The sequence below is a fragment of the Enterobacter sp. BNK-34 genome (assembly GCF_048684445.1).
GTDB lineage: Bacteria > Pseudomonadota > Gammaproteobacteria > Enterobacterales > Enterobacteriaceae > Enterobacter > Enterobacter pseudoroggenkampii.
The window spans coordinates 2,345,412-2,362,563 of record NZ_JBLQUA010000001.1 but is presented as its reverse complement, the minus strand read 5'-3'; the positions used below and the strand labels follow the sequence as shown (position 1 = coordinate 2,362,563).

Genomic DNA, 17,152 nt, shown 5'->3' with positions numbered 1-17,152 from the left:
TTATATCCCATCGACAATAACCCCATTTGAGGCTATGTACCAGTAGCTATATGGGTCACCGCTGATTATATTTGTACCGGCATCCACACCTGTTATTACGCCATTTACCGTAACAATAACGTTCAGCGTTGAAATAAGGCTCATGTCCAGCGTGCCGTTAATGGACTGAAGGAACACATCCTTAACGTTATTGATGTTCATCGGCTTTCCGGCAAATATACCGTTCACGTAGTCGATAACTGGCTGTGATACCAGTGAGGCGATAGTCGCATCCGTCAGGTAGTTAGCACTTTCCGTCGCCCACTCAAACTTTATTGTCACCAACTGTTGAAGCGGGATCACGAAGGGAATGACGTAGTTGTCAGGCCAGTCATTGATCGTAACGACATTATTCCTCAGGTTCGGGGTGACAATTCCTCCGCCCGTCCACGTGCCGGATGAAGCCGTGTTTATGCCGATGGAAAAGGTATGAGGACTCAGAACGGTAATGGTAAGTGGCACGTTATTGATTCCGCTCATTCCGGTGACGCCGGTGATATTAATAACTTGCCCAGTGCTGAATCCGTGGGTGATGTCAGTCGTGATAACGCCAGGGTTTGCATTGGTAATGCCCGTGACATTGAGGTCCGTGCCTTTGAGCCTGCTGATGTCTCCTGCTGATTTATAAATGGCTCCGGCCATTTCATAAATATCGCCACCGCCGCACATTACAATCCATGCATTGCCGCTCTGAACGACTGAAACCAGCCGGGCCTGAACATTGCTCAGGTCGGTTAATTTCTGGCGGATAAAGCCAGGATACCCCTGAACGGTTGACATCTGGCCTTCCCAGACGCGCTCGCGAAACTCGTAATCAGTTTCTTTCGCACCGCCTGGCGTACCGGCAACAGGGTTGGTACAGGTCAGGGTAATATCTGACGGCAGACTGGTAAGGATCTGGTTAACTGATCCCACAGGAACAGCCCACGAACCCGTATTCGTTGCAATGGCTGTTACCATCGAGCTGACACCAGAAGACAGGACCACTGTCGCGTCGGAGATCTGGTAGGTGTACGTTCCGTCGCTGACCAGAAAACCCTGGGGAATTACGAATCCCGCTGGACCCGAGAACGCCACCGGAACGGTAGTCGAACCTTCAGTTTTTTGCGGGCTTATACCTGCCTGCTGAGCCAGGAGGTTCAGAAGGTACATATTCGCCTTCAGTGGGCCTACAGAGTTGATGAGGTCGATGCGGATCTGATCGGCCATTAGCAGAGCGCCAACGTCGGTTCCAACGATATCCTCAATCAGCGATCCGGGTAGGTCCGTAGTGATACCAGGTGATAACTCAGTGGCTCTGGAAACTAAATCTGCGCGCAGTTCTTCGGATGTCTTCGGCACTGGCCCGGCTGCGTCATAGCTTACGGACAAATCACTCATACGTTCACCGTTGTGATAATTTTAGAACCGGCGTTCGTTATCGCCGAAATGTTGTATACGGGAGGGTCATCACTCACCAGGGCGATCTGCAGGGATGAAAAATACTGGCTAAATTGCCGTTGAAGCCTGTCGACATAATAGGTGGGTAGCACCTGCTGAATGACCGAGCTCTGCGCCGGAATGCCATTATTTGCAAAAAATGGTGATTCCTGCGGCGCCAGCTTCAGATTCTGGATCAGCGTCGTAAGATAGATGGAGTCGTTGAAGCCATTTTCATCCGGGACCACCAGCACCCACTTACCATTTGCATCTCTCCCGTAGGTTCTCATTGCGTGATATTCCCGTTGAAAGTGGTGGTTGGGACCCCAGTATTTGAACCGCCATTACCGTTTGAATGCTGATGAGAATTCACCCATTCAACCAAGGCGGCCCAGCCGGTATGCATAATCTCAGGGCTGGTGCTGGCAGTTGAATCCTGCAGCTTTCCGCTCTGGCCTGTAATACTCCACATTCCCTGCGTAAGTGTTAGCACCGTGCTGCCGACTGTTACCTTAAACAAATCGACGGCCGCAATCGTCACGCTTTCAGGCGTTAACAGAAACGTCGTGTTGCTTCCCTGGTCCCGGATAGTCACACCCTCAGGACCGTAAATAGTGACAACGCTCCCGTCGACGGCCTCCCATTCGGTGTTACTGATCGGCAGGTATACCAGAGCGCTCAGGTTGGCCGGCGGGGTCAGGTCAGCAATACCGCCGCCCTGCCCGCTTACGCCCCCAAGATAGGTGTCGGCAGGAATGACAATGCCTTTGTCCCCCGGCTGCATCGGATATCTGATGTACTGCGGGCCGAAAAGTGGGATCGTGACATTCGGGAAAACGTATGGCGTGTCATGTAGCTCGAAAGACACGGTGACCATGTTTCCCTGCTGCTCAACAATGCTGGCCGGCAGGATTTTCCCGGCCGCCTGGAACGCCTCATTAAACTTCTGCTCGGCGAACCTGTTCATGTTCCTGCCGAAATTAAGCTTCTGGTCAACACTCATTTTGTCTTAACCGCCTCCGCCGGGTATGCCTCAATCACGGTGATCCACGCTTCCGCTGTTGGCTGCCTGCTGTTACCCAGCAACCTTACCGATTGAACGACGAATTCACCGTTGAAAGCCGAGTCATCGCGAAACTGCGAGTAGGAAGAAGCCTGAATCATTGGCCTGGCCTTTTCCGGCATAAGGATATGGTCGCCAGTCTGCAGGTCTGCGCGCATGACGCAGATGACGCTGACAACGCCAAAACTGATCCACGTTGGCTGGCCGATCAGGTCATTGAAATTTATCTGGACAGGATTTTTACTCCTTTCCGTCGCGCTGGTTTTCGATCCCTGATCTGGATGGTTAGCGTAATCGTTATCCCATACCCGGATTTCGTTGCCGTTGACTACGGCAATTTCCACGCCCGTATAGCCTGGGTCTTTGATACGCGAGAGGGAAAATGCTCTCAGGTTTTTTGCCAGCTCAGCGAGGGAACCGCAGAACATGGGGCGATCGTAATTCAGCGTCAGCCTGTCACTGATGCTTATGTTCGGCGTAAAGCCGCCCATCGTCATGACACATTGTGTCAGCGCAACGGAGAGTTTCTGCCCCATAGACCATGGCATTGTTAGCTGGAGAGGAACCATTTGCCCGCGGTTCGTGGTGTTAACCGGCCCAGCGACAATAATGAAGTCCAGCCTCAGCTCTGTGCCCTGCCAGTTACCGAAAACCTGAAAAATGGTCCCCTCAATGGCAAGCTTTTTATCCCACACTCCCGCCAGCGGCAGACCTTTCGACATCCCCGCAAAGATCTGAATTCGCTTACCATAGAGGTTCTGTCTGGCCTGCTGCATGTCTTTTGGGCCTATACCCCATACAGTGAGATGGGTTTCCCCTGCTGGCGTGGATTCGCCAAATCGCATGATGTCGAACTCGACCATCAGCGCGCCTGGGTTATAGACCCCATTCTTCAGGCTGGTATATTGCTGGATTAGGGTGTCGCCATCAAAAATGTTAATTTCGTAATAGCGCATCAGCTCGTTACCTCAATCTGCCCGTTTTTTTCACGCCAGATCATGGTCGTCGATGTGAACACCCCATTCAGGAGGTTTATTCCACCAGAAGATGTCGACCCAACAACGGCAGTATTCAGCACCGGGTTTCCGGCGCTGTTGGTGATCAGCAAATACCAGCGCTGCGCGGCGATGTTCCATTTCATCTGGCAGGAGTAGACCGTCCCGTCGAGAACCGGCGAGAACGTCATGCTCTTCCTCTCAAGCCCGGTAAACGGGTAATTGACGGTGCTCATATACCAAATACCCCCTGCAGCTTGCCAATAACGCCAGTTATGGCCTCGGTTACTGAACCGCCGAGCGAAGTATTGCCGAGCGCGCTGACGGTATTTGTCCATGCGCTGCTGTTGTTCTGGTCGCCACCATCAATCTTGCTTAGAAAACTGTTTACAGCCTGATCCGCAGCAGTCTCCGTGATAAGAGGCTGTTCGAAATCCCATAACCATGATCTCTGCGGGAGCGGGTCACTACCGGTTGAGTTATCCTTAACAGTCTTCAGAATGCAGTTGTTATAGATGATTGACGGCGTGGCCACGATGTAAGTGCCGCCGAGGTTTGCATGCGCCTGAAGCACCGCCTGCAGCGCGCTAAGCGTTACCAGCTTTGTCATTGCGCCTGTGTTCTCGTTAACAGGCGCGTCCATCATCAGGCTAACCCTCAATGGCTGAGCCAGAAGTGCATTGGCTGCGACAGTCTGGTTTGCGAACGGATAGCGTGCAATATCGTAATCGACCATTGTCGAACCCTGAACGGGGCGCCAGTGGCAAAAATATTTGTCCAGATCGGTAAGGTTTATTGCCCCGCCGATAAGCCCGGTCACGAAGCTTGCGCTCTGGGTGAGCGCCACTATAGGAAGCATGCCACCCGGGATAGCCTCCGCAACTCCATTGCAGAGGATAACCGGGGATATTTCAAAACCAAGCCGATAAAGCTCACGAGTAAATGCCATAATCATCGAACTCCGAGTTGTGAACTGGAAACAACGGCATTCCCGCCTGTGTTGTTGTAAACGACCATTCCAGAGCCATTACCCTGAAGCCCTCTATCAACAAGATGCTGCAGCAGTTGATTGGTCTTATTCGTGTTTTTGGCTACCTCAGAGTTATCACCACCTCCAGCAACAGCAGTAGTAGCAGCTTTAGAGCCCTGCATCGCTGCGTACTGCTCCCGCAGTGTTCCGCTGGTGTTGCTGAATACCTGCATTACCGCATCTTCACTTACGCGGTTTCCGGCACCTTCTTTTGATGACATTCCCGAGATCAGCTTCGCAAGGATTGACGGGTCGTTGAGATTAAGCGCTTCTCGCGCACCAATGCCGGTGCTCTTCACCAGATGGCGAATATATGCTTCGGTATCGTTCTCGTTCGATGGCGCCCATTTTTTTGCTATATCGCTGATGGTATTAATACCGCGCGTACCGTAAATCTGGAGTTGTTTTGCAGACGCCAGAACACCTTCATCCAGTGTCGGGAATACCGCGAAATCACCGCTTTTGGTGTTGTGCGTACCATATCCTTCAGCCCAGCGAAGATTGGTCGGGTTATTGAACCGATCGGCAATCGTTCTCCCCTTTGCAGTGACGTCTGCTGGCGTTGGATCTACCGGTTTAACGTCACCACTGGAAAAGAATCGCTTAACACCTTTCAGCCATCCCCACACTCTCGGGTCATCTTCAGAGCCTGGTGTATAGGTCTTCCCTGTTTCGGGATCAGTAACTTTCTTATCACTAAGAATTGAAGATCCTTCTTTCACATCAGAGACTGAAATGCTTGTTTTCCCAACAACCCAGTCATAGACCTTCCCGATAAGCGCACCAAGCTTTTCGATGCCAGCCATGAAGCTGTCGACGTCCTTGGTAAATTCTGGCGATGCGAGATATTTCCCGAATCGCTCTATGCCGCCAGCCAGCCCGTCAATCCACTTACCCAACTCCGGAGACTGCAGCACCGTATCAATGGCACCGGCCAGTGCGTCAGAAAGCTTACTCAGTTGCGGGGTAAGCGGGCCAAGACCACGCACAAACGTGTTGCGTATGCTCTGCCCGCTGTAATCCAGCTGGACGTTGAAATCCTGCCACTGCCGCGCCTGCTGGTCGTTGATCTGCAGTAATTTCGCGTCCTTCTGCGCCCGGCGCTCCATCGCATCGATTTCTTCATCGCTCATATTTTTAAAGCGATTCAGGTCATCAAGGCTGAAAAAGTTCGTCAGGCCATAGGCGTTGGCCCCCTGGAGGGTGCTGCCGTTTTTGACAAAAATGTCACGCGCATTGCGAATAAGCTGCGGCAGGAGTTTCGCCGGGTCCTGGTCGGGGTTGTTGATCCCGAGAGCCTGAAACTGCCAGCGCTTTGACAGATCCATCTGGCTGTCGCGGATGGCCCCAAGCGTCCCCGTCGGGTTGCCGAGTGCTTTCTGGTAGTTAATGGCTGTTGAGTCCAGAGCGCCGATGCTCGTCCCGATCCCGAGAGAAGTAAACCGCTGAGATCCGGTCGTGGCCGCCAACCGATTAAGCCCGAAAAGACCGCCCATTCCCAGCACGCCAGTGAACAGACCGACGATACCACCCCATGACAGCAGGCTTGTGGTGGCATCCCTGATGTGCCCAGCCAGCGATTTCGCGTCCTTCGTGGCATCACTCAAAAACCCCTTTGAAGAGCGGGCTTTCTTGTTGAAGTCTTCCTGACTTCTGTTTGCCCTGTCCAGACTGTCGGTGAGCCGATCGAGGCCGCTGTTTATCGACAGAATGGCGCTGGCCCCCTCAGAGAATGCCTTAGCCAGAAGGTCACCTTCTGCTTTCGCTTTGGCCGTCTCTTTGGTGGCATCTGTAGCGCCGTGCGCCAGCCCCTTCCATGCCTCAGGTAGTTCCTCAAGTGCGGCCTGATATTCTTTAAACTTCTCCATAAATGAGACAAACTTGTCGTCATTTACGTCAATATCGACAATAGACTTAGCCACCATTGAAGGAACCCCTGTCTTTTAGCGCGGAAATGATGTATCGCTGGCGGTACTGCGCCGGGCTGGCGAACTCCTCGCCGGTGATTTCCCTGATCACCCGCCAGAATCCCTCATTCGACGCCCAGTCTAGGAGGGTATATATGACGTTTCCTGCTGGGCATTCTGGGTCTGGGTATCGCCAGGAGGATTCGACGTCTGCAACGAATCGCGAAACGCCGTAACGCTCAATGATTCGAGTCGCCCACCGTACATGCCGATCACTGACCCCACCGTCGGCGCAATCAGTTGAGCCTTCTGAATGGCAGAGGAAACCATAAAAAAAACCACCTCGCCTTCGACTTCTCGGTATTCATCAGGAGAAATGATCCCCTGCTTCATGGCGGCATAAAAAGAGGTTGTCTTCCATTCTCCGCCATCGTTCCAGATGACGGATGTAAGGCGTTGGATCTCGTCAACTATGGTCGGCCCCTGTTGACCCTGATCAGCGTCCAGATCCTGCTCGCGTTTGAGCTTTTTGCGAAGCATCATTGCCGCAACGCGCGCCGAACCAAGACCGCCGACCTGTGAGATGAAGTTGGTGAACAGGTTGCCCAGCAGCAGACAGTGCTCTTCCACCACCTCATACGGGAACGGGGTCACATGCAGATACACGATTGACCCGTCTTCTCGGGTGATGTTTGTTACCAGGTTGAGCTTTTTGTCAATTTTCACAATCAGCCCCACATGTTGTCGTTAGTCAGGATATAACCGCTGATGGTCACCACGTACCCGGCATCCATACCGGTAAAAGGCAATTCGTTGAAGTTCACCAGATAAGCGTTAAGCACAGTGAAATTGCTGAGCGTGTTCGAATCAGTGGTAATCACCACCTCGCCCAGCGCCGTGTCGGTAGCAAAACGGTTTTTATAGCTGTCGCTCAACCCCTGGGTGCGCAGCATATGGACGGTGACAGTCACCTGCTGATATGGCGCCTGACTGCCGACGGTTCCGACAAGTTGAGGGAGAATGTCTGTCGCCGGGCCATCAGGTCGCAAACTGATAGCGTCCTTACCAAGATAAGAGGCGGTGATATTTAGCGCAGGCACTTCAGTTACCGACACTGCGCCGCGTACACGGTTGAGGAATCCCTGCGGTACTAATGGGTTTGCCATTTTTTACGCCCCTACAAAGTTGGTTACATTCACGTTAAACGTGATGGATTCGAAGCCGCGGCGCGGCGTCATTACGGCGCTCAGACCGTTATATTTGCCATCGGCGTAATCGGACGGATTAAGGCTGGTGTAGTTCGCGAACGGCACGGCGTTGATCACCGCGTTCCCGGCATACGTGCCTTTCTCGTATTCGGTGTTGAAGTCCTGCTGAGTCAGGCCGGTACCAATCACACGCCCCAGGATCAGACCGTAGCTGACGCCGTTGCGCATGGTTTTCAGCGCTCGGCGCTGCAGGCGGTCGATACCGTTCTGCTCGTAGTACAGCGGGTTAACGGTGGTGTTGGAGCCATTGATAACCTCGTTAGCCAGATCGAGCTCGAGGTTGATTGCAGTCCACGCCACTGAATACCAGTAGTTGAACGGATTGCCGTCCAGCATGTGACCGGCCACCAGCATTTTGTTGCTCAGACCACCTTCCGCGGCGGTGCCGACGTAGTTGATGCTGTTGTCCTGGAGCTGCTTCAGCAGCGTGCCATTGCCTTCGACCGGGTATTCGGTAACGCCGTAGCCGAACCGGTACGCCATCGGAGGCACCATGTTTGACGAGCCAGGTTCGTTTGCCAGAGAGGACTGGAACGGGAACGCCATGGAAAACTCGCCAGCAGGGATATTTGGCGATTCCACGCCTGCACACACAGATTTGTTCTTGGTGGCGACCCAGTCCTGGTAAGTGGCTGTCGTAGTGGTGATGAAGAAATACACCAGTGACGCCGGGCTGGTATACAGGCCAGTAAGGGTTTTAAACGTCGGCTCACCATCCCATTCGCGCGGCACCAGATACGAGAAGAATTTCTGGTAGGTGTTGCCCAGAGAGATATCCTCATCGATGAAGTCGGCCAGTGCAGCAACAGCAGCAGCAACAGACACGTCGCCCAGCTCCAGCACGTAGACCGCGCGGGTAGTTCCCTGCGCCCAGAACGTGGTGTTCATCTCGATGATTTCGTTTGCCGCTACGGTTTTCACCGTACCCATAACTGTTGCCGTGCCGGGGTCAGTCACCAGAGGATAAGTGAAGGAGGTGGAAGTGGTCACAGTGGCGGTTACGGCGCGGTTATACGCTGCTGGAGTAACGCCAGAGACGACCAGTGGGATAGTGTCTCCAACATTCCAGCCATGCGCTGCCGAGAGGGTCACAGTAACGACGCCGGTTGCCCAGGTGATCGTTGAAATGGTTTTAGCCGGTGAGGTAATCGCCTTCAGATCGTCTTTGGTCGTCAGGAGTTGATACTCACCTGCCGCCAGGGTTGTTCCGCCCATGGATATCATCGCGCCGGATTTAAGCAGCTGAGAGGGCTTCGGTGGGTTTGTCACCGAGACGTTAATGTTAACAATTGCCATTTATTTATTTCTCCGGGTAAATGGACGGAATCGCTGACGTGATCAGCTTGCGCGCGACGTTCCGCATGCGCTGCTGGTAATAGTTGACTTTGAACTTAATGGTTTTTCGCATGGCGATGATGTTCAGCTCGTTCTGTGTGACTTGCTCGTCCTGAACAACAGGGATATTCATCACGCCCATTTCCGCGTCATCTCCGAGCGTGTACTGCTGCACATACTTCAGGAAATCTTCCACTCCGGAATTACGCAGCCCAGTGATGGAAATCGTCACATCCTCAGAAACCAGCTGATACTGGTTCTGCTGCTCATCGAGGTAAAAGCTCCCGGCAATCGGCGCGGTGTTACCGCACTTCACTGTTGCGTACGGCGGTGACAGGTTCTGCGTAGAAAGCTTGGCCGGGAACATCGGCATGTACTGGCTCAGCGCCAGCCATACCGGCAATGAGCTCGAAACCACAACGTCCGACAGGTCGATATCATCGGCTGAGTTGATGATCTGCGATCGCATGTAGGGGAATATTGCCTCCCCTGTGTAGTGATAGAGGTTGGCCGGTTCGTTCAGCCCGGTGCGCCGGGAGAAGGAAAACTGGAGGCCAAAGAACTCGCCGATATACAGGACATCAGATCCGATATCGTTGAACGGGTCGATGTCCGCCTGCGCGGTAAACGTCACGACGTTCCGGTCATAGAGCTGCTCATCGTCCTGAATGGTTTCCGTCGTCAGGTGCAGATAACCTTTGACATCGACCGTATCGGGCTCGCTGCTGGGGTCGTCCGACAGAACAGAGGCCTTCACCCAGAACACGAAACCATCGAGGGGCAGCACCTTGCGGATATACTTCGTGAACGTGACCACCTGAAAGCGGCTCAGGTCATCAAGACCCTGAGTCAGCGTGGCGTTAAGCTCTGTTTTTGCAGTTTGCTGCAACTCATCCAGGGAAGGCATTTAGCACCCCGCTCACCCAGGCGCGCATTGCGGCCTGATAGGTTCCGGTATCGATGAATGACGGGCGCGGTGGCCCTTTTTTGTTTTTGAATCGCCGGGATATCCCCTCCAGCGCGCGGCGCGTAGGCACGCCCGGCAATCCGTTCATTTCGGTGTTGTCGAGGAAGGCGACAAACAGGTCATGGATCCGGGACATCGACTCTGCCAGAGGGTCTTTCGCCGGCGGCGCGCCGGCCATCATATTCTCAAGCGACGCCGCCAGATCGTTCGCCATCAGGTCAGCGATGTCGTTGCTGTACCTGTCGAAAAACGTCTGCATGATCTGGTACTTTTCCTCCAGATACTCGGCGACGTCTCCGGTCGTGGTGTTCTCATCCTCATACGGGACGTCAATCACCCCCAGGTGGAAGGTGATCATGACAGCCCCCACAGGCTGCCGAACTGCTGGGCAATCATCAGGTACCGGCGTCCCCATGGGTCCTGAAGCATCTGCAGGTCAGTCAGTGACAGGTCTTTGAAGAAGTCCGGCACCAGGCGCTGAGCGCTGGTCGAGTTATCCCCGGCACCAGTAATCACGCCAGCCTTGAAATTGTTCAGGCCATACTCTTTCCTGAACTCGGCAAATACCGATTCGGTACCGTAGTTGACCAGGAAAGACGCGCCCAGGTTGTACACAGCAACGGTGTACAGGTTCGGCGTGACGCACGCGATATCAGGGTTTACCCACTCAACCGCAGCGCCATACGCCAGGGAGAAAGACGGCGAGTCGTCGGGAACCTGCGCGGCGGTAACGCCCATGTCAGTTCGAACGAATTCGATGAATCCCGACAGGCTCGTTGTCATTTTCTCTTTCTCCCGGATTGTTCAGTCACGATTGTTTCGTTGACCGTCGGAGAGTCTTCGCTGTCTTCTCGGCCTTTCGCCTGCTCAGCGCTGACTTCCATCTCGCCGGAATAGCCGGTGCCACTGTCACGCAGCGCGCTATCCAGAGCCGCTACGGATGCCTGGCGGCGGCCGTGGGCGCCACGGGTCAGGTGAATATCGTTATCGCGGATTGCTTTTTCGATTACCGACGCTGATACAGGCTTGTTCAGGCTGTAACACAGGCCGACAAACGCCTGGCTCTGGTCGATTTTTGTCGAGTCAACCAGACCATAAACCTGGTGATGCTGCACCACTGCATCAACTTCATCAGTTGAGCCATCCAGCACCATCATCTGATCGCCGTGGTTAATCGGGATCTGAATAAGGCGTCCGGTCTCCAGCTTGCGATAGGCGAAAATCTGGCGCTGCTTGGTGGTGTTAGCGATATAGAGTTTCATTGGTTACCCTCGTAAAAAAGCCCCTGCTGAGTTTCCCCGGCAGAGGCTTAACCACTTCAAAGAATGGATCAGGCGCTGTACGCCATGGACAGGATGGTGATTGCTTCCGGACGAACTGCCCAGCCTGCGGTAGAACGCATTTCGGACAGAACATCAATGGCACCACCAGCGATCGGCGTCGGAATTTCACGCGGCGCGGCCATGTCGGTAAACATCAGCGCGTTCGCGGCAAGAGACGGGGTCAGCTTGGCGAATTCGTTGGTGTTTACAGTCGAGTTGACCATTGGCACTTCGACCTCAGGGATGGTGATCACCACCGCGTCGGTACCGCCAGCGCCAGCGCCGATCAGGGTATCGTCATACACCCAGTCAACCTGGACGTTTGCGCCTTTCAGCACTTCTTTCACTGTTCCGCCGACGGTGTCAGTACCGCCACCAGGACGCTGGTAAGAAGTCAGCTGGACGATCTGCTGAATCTCCATGGCGCCTAGGACGCGCTGCGGCCCCAGGATAACGACACGTTGCTGGCGGCCCAGCTGCATGGTGCGGGTCAGTGCGGCCTGTACGTGTCCCAGCAGATACACCGCCATCTGACCGTGGTCATAGGTCAGAACGGTGGTGTTGCCGTTGCTGTCCGGAGGCAGGGACTCAGTAGTCGCGCCAGCGGTGTTCAGCAGGCCTTCACCGCCAGCAGGGTTCATGCCGTACAGCAGAGCAGAGCGCAGCTGCTGGAAAATACCCTGACGCATGCCCAGGCGCTGAGCTTCCGGCAGTGCAAAGTTCCAGTTACCGGCAGCGGCCATGTCATGGTGATCGTAGATACCACGGCAGCGGAACAGGTAGGTTGGGGTTGAAATCATCTTCGCATCCAGCGCCACGCTCGGCAGCTGGTTACCGTTACCAGACTGGCTGGAAGTGGTCTGGGTGCGAATGTCCAGACGGCGCATGTAGACGTACTGGTCGCCTACGCCGAGACGGACTTGCGGGTTACCACTGGCGATGGTTTCAAACGCACCTGACGCCTGCTGGTAACCAATGATCATCTCCGGCGCGATGTACGACGGATTGACGATGGTGTAGCTGGGGGTAATTGCAGCCATTTAATTCAGCTCCCGATTAAAGTAAGACCAGCGCGCAGCTGTCGGTGTTATTCCAGGTCAGGAAGCCCGTCGCGCTGTCATAGCTGACAGTCTTGGAGTTGCCTGATTCGATGGCGAGCACTTTTACCGGCAGCGTGATGTCGGAAAGCGTAACTGCGCCGATGGTGCCCTGCGTGGTTGCAGCGCCGCCTGGTACAGTTGCCGGGGCATAGGTGAAGGTCGTTGTGTTCACGACTGAAAGCACGACCACAGTGCCGTTGTACGCAGCAGGAGCGACGCCGCTGATTTTCACGTACTGACCAGCAGTCAGGCCATGAGCTGAATCGGTTACCGCTGTCGCCACGCCATTGGCATAGGTCACTGCAGTTGTCGCAATATCAGAACCAGCGAAACCGGCCGCCGCCGCGGTGGTGATTTGGTTGTTCACGAAGTCCCAGGCCAGCGGAGTTTTCACTGAAGCGCCGGTGGTGCCCAGCGCGACAACCTGCGCAGATGCCTTCAGCGGAACGCGCATGTTGGAACCCAGGCGGTAGTAAGAAACGCTCATGCCTGATGCGTACAGCGGAACCGGAGACTGAGGTGTGGTCAGGCCGTTGTGAGCCTGATTGAAGACGGTGAAGCCTTCCAGTTCGGCAACAGACACGGCACGACGGATGTATGAACCGCGCGGGCTTGAGCTGGTACCAGGCAGAAGTTCAGCAACCGGCAGACCGCCCCAAAGTGGTTTGGTTTCCGTTGCCGCCACGGTTCCCGCCGCCAGATTGAAGCGGTTAGCCGGGTCATCCAGCGCCACGCCCTGAATATAACCGTCGGACTGCACACCGAAGGAGCCCAGCGCATTCGTGGTTGCCATCGGGTTAAGAGATAAGTTAGCCATGCTTGAGAGCTCCCGTTAAGCCTGGTTGTTGAAACTGGTGACCTGACGCTTGCCGGACTGGAACGGAGCCCAGGCGGCAGCAGGATCGCCTTCGAAGGTGCTGATCTGGCGACCGGTCGCATCAGCGCGTTTAATTTCGCGCAGCATGCCAGGGCCAACAGACAGGCTTGCCGATTTCTGCGCGTCGGCATAGATCGTCTTCTCGGCTACGCTCAGCAGGGCTGAGTCAGCGATGGAGGACAGGTCGACGGATTTGAAGTCAGGCGAATGCTCCTGAAGCTGGATCATCAGGCGGCGGCGATATGCCAGCGGCTTTTCACCAGACAGCGGTACCGGCGCGCGCTTGCCGAAGCAGGAGAACACGCTATCGGCCTTCACCTGTGCGTCGGCTACTTCGTTGCGCTCTTCATCGCTCAACTCGGTTGGGATGCGGGAGCGCAGGTCGGCGATCTGCTGACGCAGTTCAGAATCAGCCTTTTCTTTCGCCATACGTTCTGCCTCTTCCGCGTCGGCCTTCTCTTTGGCTTCTGCGTCTGCTTTTTCTTTTGCGGCTTTCTCTTCCGCGTCAGCTTTGGCTTTCGCCTCTTCGGCCTCTTTTTCCTCAGCATCAGCCTTTTCTTTCTTGGCTGCTTCTTCGGCATCGGCCTTGGCTTTCAGGTCTGCTGCTTCTGAGTCAGCCTTAGCCATGCGTGCGTCAATCGCCTTATTGATTAGCGCTACGATTTTTTCCTCGTCCATCTTTTCAGCCTCGTTTGGAATGGAATCAGATTTAACACCAGTAGGGGCAAGGAGCTTGTCCCATACGCCCTGTTCACAAATTGCAACGTGGTCGAGCAATACCGGGGAACCTTCCACCAATAGAGGCTGACCGTCGATTTTGATGATTGCGTCCTGCATTTCGCTGAACGTGACGGTTGGCGAAGTACTCAACTGCCGTGTCGCCATAATTTCGGCGGCTTCAGCGTCGTACACCCGGGCGATAGCCCAGACCTCGCCATTATCAGCAACCCAGCTGTTCGTCAGGGTGCCGATAACACGCTTCGCAAATTCATCGCTATCGAGCTTGTTTTTCTCCGGGTGCAGCCAGATAAGCGGTACACCGGCAACTCGCTGGAGAAACTCTGGGGTGAGATAGTCATCCGGGTTACGAAAGGCCATCTGTTGATCTGCGGAGCGCCAGGTAACCCCTGTTCCGGTTACCCGGATGGCGAACATCCACATGTTGATAAAGAATTGCGGGCTGCTCAGCGTCCCGTCAGCGATGAGCGCGGCCACCTCGGTTTCATTGAGCGCCTGCTGCGCCAGCATCTCAGCGAAGGGCTGATGAAGCGGCTTGGGCAGATCGTCAATGTGGAACCATCCGGCGGCCAGCGATTCGTCGTTAAGCTTCGCCTCGAACCTCTCCGGCACTTCGGCGCGAAACGTCAGATAATCGCCGTATACGCTGTGCGGAGTCAGCGAGCCATCGTACTGATAGCCAACCTCTTCCAGCACCTCGCGGCGCGCGGCATCAATAGCCAGCTCGCCCGGCTCTACCGTTCCGCCAGGCTGACACCACGTGCCATCATCCGAGCGCTGGATCAGGAAAACGAACTTACCCTGACGGAACATTATCCCGCTGCCAAAAATAGCCACGTTTTAATGCTCCTATGCTGCTTTCTTCATCGACTCCATAAACTTCTGCCCCTTCTGGGTCAGCATGTATTCTGGAATGCTTCTGAGGTTGTAGATGTAGGTCACGTAGCACTGACAAAAAACCTCTTCGCCAGGCTGAGTGATTTCGTCGAGGTAACCAGCTGGCCCGGCTTTCACGTACCCGTTTTTTTGCGCCCAGTTCCCGCGAATCAGGTAATACAGCTGATCGCGTTCCTTGTGGTCCTCGCGGAAGTCATAGCCCGGTCGCCGCCAGTGGCTGTGCCATATCGCTGCAATCGCGTTGTTGCTCGTTGCGATCACGTTGTCGATGTTGGCTATCAGCTTATGATTCTGGTCGATCATCACCCGCCGCGCTTCATAGTCCACCTTCTCGGCGGCCTTCTGAATGTGCGCTGCCGTCTCCCGCATCGTTCCCTGAATGCCGTTCAGCGCAATGCTATCAGCAGAGGGAATGCTGCTGGCCCAGCCGCTAAACCGCGACAACGTGGTGTCGATGGCTTTTTTTCGGTTGAGCTGGATAAGGTCAGCGCTGGCGAGGATCCGCCTGTCGAGCTCCGTCCTCAGCTTTGGCTCAAGGTAGTTGAGCGTAAACCGGGATATGCCCTGGTGGCGCTTCAGCGCGCCAGCACGCCCCACCTGCAGGTCGTATGCTTTCGTCAGGTTGCGGGTGACCATCGCCATGTAGTCATCGGCGGTTTCGCTTTCGGCGGCCTGGCGGATAATCGCCTGCCAGCGCTCCAGCTCTTCACGGGATGAGTAGCCGTTGCGGAGAAAGAACTTCACCGCGTCTCTCACTGTTCGGGTGAAAGTGTTCATAGCATCATCCCGCCGCCCGGCTCTTCAGCTTTTGGCGGCTCCGGCGGTGGGTTGGCTTTCAGCGAGTCGTAATCGAGGTTAAGCCGCTGAGGGAAGAGGTTCTCATTGGCGTTGGCGTTTTCACACGCCCACTCGATAATCGTCGCGCGGTTTTCAGGGTCAGCTGTGAGCTGCGGCAACACCACTTCCAGCATGCTGACGATCGCCTTAAATCGCGTTTCATCGACCTTCACCTTCTCGCTTTCCGGCTCTTTCAGAGAGGACGGCCAGCGATATTCGAAGTTGTTTATCCAACTCGCGAAATACACGCTGTAGGTGTTTTTCAGCTCCGGGAAGTCGGCACGCAGCGACTGGAAGAACTCAATACTCCAGGCGCGATACTGGCACACGCGAATGAAGAACGCATAAAGCGGGTCCAGCCACTCGCGGATGTTGTCGATGTACACCGCAACGGCGCGGGCATCTTCAGTGCCTTCGCCGAATCCCTGGGCGAACGTCTCAGAGTTGAGGATGATCGCTGGCATATCGGCGGCGGCGGCCGTGTTCTCCAAGATATGCTTACGCGCAGAGTCGAGAGGCTTTTCCAGGTTGCTCAGGTTGATTGACTCGATGTTGTCGCTCTCGCCAATCTGCAGGACCTCTCCCGTCTTCCCGCGCTTCAGCATCATGCGCTTAATGCCGCTGAGCTTCTGCATCATGTTGTTGACGACGGAGCTTGGCCCCTTGATTTTCGTCACCAGCAGACCACCTTTCACCGCAACCATGTCGTCGGTTCGCATGGTCTGGATGAAAGACTTCAGCGGGTAGAGAGCGCGTTGGTACACGCTGCGACCGGTGAATCCGAACGCCGCGGGGTTGTACGCGAGGTAAATCGGATCCTCGTTCTGCACGACGACACAACGTGATTTGTGATACGGCTTGCCAGCAACCCGGATGCCGTCGACTTTCTGGAAGTCCTGCGCGTTCGGGTCCTGATTCAGCACAATGCTGCCCGCGGTGTTCAGCGGGTCCAGAATGTTAAAGCTGACGTTGTGCTTGTACAGCGTGCGGTAGTCCAGCGATTCATTCGGCTCCTGGTTATCCACCAGCATGGCGATCGCTGAAACGCCGTAAATACGGGCGATGCGCGCGGCGTTGGCGATGTGCTGGTTAGCACCCATTGCTTTCCATTCGCGCTCGAACGCGTCGCGCAGGCGCTGCTCAAGCCCATACGACTGGGCAACATGCACGGTGCGCGGCTCATTCATCGCCATTTTAATCGGGCGATCCACCATCTTGCCGCCCAGCGGGTGGTAGAGGTAAACCGTTTTGCAGGTCTGATAGCCAGCCGTTGACCCTGGCTGGATGTCGTCGCTGTCCAGCAATGCCATCAACTCTGAGTGAGAGCAGCTGCCGATTTCGAAATCGTCTTCGTTCAT

19 protein-coding genes are annotated in these 17,152 nt (G+C 55.0%); all 19 read right to left on the bottom strand.

The genetic code is table 11. The features are described from left to right. The 19 genes from ACMGG5_RS11545 to ACMGG5_RS11455 all read right to left on the bottom strand — a co-directional run bounded on the left by ACMGG5_RS11545 (position 1) and on the right by ACMGG5_RS11455 (position 17,152). Entirely contained in the window at positions 1–1,419 is a 1,419-nt protein-coding gene (locus tag ACMGG5_RS11545; RefSeq protein WP_219998830.1) for a ubiquitin-activating E1 FCCH domain-containing protein, read from the bottom strand. Next, positions 1,416–1,748 carry a hypothetical protein gene (locus ACMGG5_RS11540; RefSeq protein ID WP_048976622.1) on the bottom strand — a complete coding sequence of 111 codons (333 nt, stop codon included), beginning with the start codon at positions 1,746–1,748 and terminating at the stop codon, positions 1,416–1,418. Before ACMGG5_RS11540 ends, ACMGG5_RS11545 begins: the two co-directional genes overlap by 4 nt. Further along, the gene (locus ACMGG5_RS11535; RefSeq protein ID WP_219998831.1) at positions 1,745–2,461 is read right to left on the bottom strand and encodes a hypothetical protein; all 717 of its coding nucleotides are present in this window, start codon (positions 2,459–2,461) and stop codon (positions 1,745–1,747) included. Before ACMGG5_RS11535 ends, ACMGG5_RS11540 begins: the two co-directional genes overlap by 4 nt. Beyond that, positions 2,458–3,477 carry a hypothetical protein gene (locus ACMGG5_RS11530; RefSeq protein WP_219998832.1) on the bottom strand — a complete coding sequence of 340 codons (1,020 nt, stop codon included), beginning with the start codon at positions 3,475–3,477 and terminating at the stop codon, positions 2,458–2,460. The genes ACMGG5_RS11535 and ACMGG5_RS11530 overlap by 4 nt, the downstream gene beginning before the upstream one ends. Continuing rightward, positions 3,477–3,752, bottom strand: a complete 276-nt coding sequence (locus tag ACMGG5_RS11525; protein WP_219998833.1) for a phage baseplate plug family protein — start codon at positions 3,750–3,752, stop codon at positions 3,477–3,479. The genes ACMGG5_RS11530 and ACMGG5_RS11525 overlap by 1 nt, the downstream gene beginning before the upstream one ends. Then, a complete protein-coding gene (locus tag ACMGG5_RS11520; protein WP_219998834.1) occupies positions 3,749–4,465 on the bottom strand; it encodes a hypothetical protein in 717 nt (238 codons plus the stop codon). The genes ACMGG5_RS11525 and ACMGG5_RS11520 overlap by 4 nt, the downstream gene beginning before the upstream one ends. Before the next feature lie 2 nt (positions 4,466–4,467). Beyond that, positions 4,468–6,471: a hypothetical protein gene (locus ACMGG5_RS11515; protein ID WP_420277871.1), complete on the bottom strand. Its 2,004-nt coding sequence runs from the start codon at positions 6,469–6,471 to the stop codon at positions 4,468–4,470. Between the two features lie 123 nt (positions 6,472–6,594). Next, positions 6,595–7,179: a hypothetical protein gene (locus ACMGG5_RS11510; protein WP_420277870.1), complete on the bottom strand. Its 585-nt coding sequence runs from the start codon at positions 7,177–7,179 to the stop codon at positions 6,595–6,597. A gap of 2 nt (positions 7,180–7,181) precedes the next feature. Then, the gene (locus ACMGG5_RS11505; protein ID WP_420277869.1) at positions 7,182–7,619 is read right to left on the bottom strand and encodes a hypothetical protein; all 438 of its coding nucleotides are present in this window, start codon (positions 7,617–7,619) and stop codon (positions 7,182–7,184) included. Between the two features lie 3 nt (positions 7,620–7,622). Next, positions 7,623–9,017, bottom strand: coding sequence for a hypothetical protein (locus tag ACMGG5_RS11500; RefSeq protein WP_420277868.1), 1,395 nt, complete (start codon positions 9,015–9,017; stop codon positions 7,623–7,625). A 4-nt stretch (positions 9,018–9,021) separates the two neighbouring features. Beyond that, positions 9,022–9,963: a hypothetical protein gene (locus ACMGG5_RS11495; RefSeq protein WP_275183618.1), complete on the bottom strand. Its 942-nt coding sequence runs from the start codon at positions 9,961–9,963 to the stop codon at positions 9,022–9,024. Further along, complete coding sequence (locus ACMGG5_RS11490) at positions 9,947–10,381, bottom strand: hypothetical protein (protein ID WP_219998839.1); 435 nt, start codon at positions 10,379–10,381, stop codon at positions 9,947–9,949. Before ACMGG5_RS11490 ends, ACMGG5_RS11495 begins: the two co-directional genes overlap by 17 nt. Next, complete coding sequence (locus ACMGG5_RS11485; RefSeq protein WP_420277867.1) at positions 10,378–10,806, bottom strand: hypothetical protein; 429 nt, start codon at positions 10,804–10,806, stop codon at positions 10,378–10,380. Before ACMGG5_RS11485 ends, ACMGG5_RS11490 begins: the two co-directional genes overlap by 4 nt. Continuing rightward, the gene (locus ACMGG5_RS11480; protein ID WP_275183620.1) at positions 10,803–11,285 is read right to left on the bottom strand and encodes a hypothetical protein; all 483 of its coding nucleotides are present in this window, start codon (positions 11,283–11,285) and stop codon (positions 10,803–10,805) included. Before ACMGG5_RS11480 ends, ACMGG5_RS11485 begins: the two co-directional genes overlap by 4 nt. A 68-nt stretch (positions 11,286–11,353) precedes the next feature. Then, on the bottom strand, positions 11,354–12,385 hold the full coding sequence (locus ACMGG5_RS11475) for a hypothetical protein (protein WP_045407450.1): 1,032 nt from the start codon (positions 12,383–12,385) through the stop codon (positions 11,354–11,356). Between the two features lie 16 nt (positions 12,386–12,401). Then, positions 12,402–13,262 carry a hypothetical protein gene (locus ACMGG5_RS11470; RefSeq protein ID WP_420277866.1) on the bottom strand — a complete coding sequence of 287 codons (861 nt, stop codon included), beginning with the start codon at positions 13,260–13,262 and terminating at the stop codon, positions 12,402–12,404. Positions 13,263–13,277: 15 nt separating this feature from the next. Continuing rightward, positions 13,278–14,897 (bottom strand): NUDIX domain-containing protein, encoded by a 1,620-nt coding sequence (locus tag ACMGG5_RS11465; protein WP_420277865.1) that lies wholly within the window; start codon positions 14,895–14,897, stop codon positions 13,278–13,280. Between the two features lie 12 nt (positions 14,898–14,909). Next, on the bottom strand, positions 14,910–15,734 hold the full coding sequence (locus ACMGG5_RS11460; RefSeq protein ID WP_250127084.1) for a hypothetical protein: 825 nt from the start codon (positions 15,732–15,734) through the stop codon (positions 14,910–14,912). Continuing rightward, entirely contained in the window at positions 15,731–17,152 is a 1,422-nt protein-coding gene (locus ACMGG5_RS11455; RefSeq protein ID WP_250127085.1) for an anti-CBASS protein Acb1 family protein, read from the bottom strand. The genes ACMGG5_RS11460 and ACMGG5_RS11455 overlap by 4 nt, the downstream gene beginning before the upstream one ends.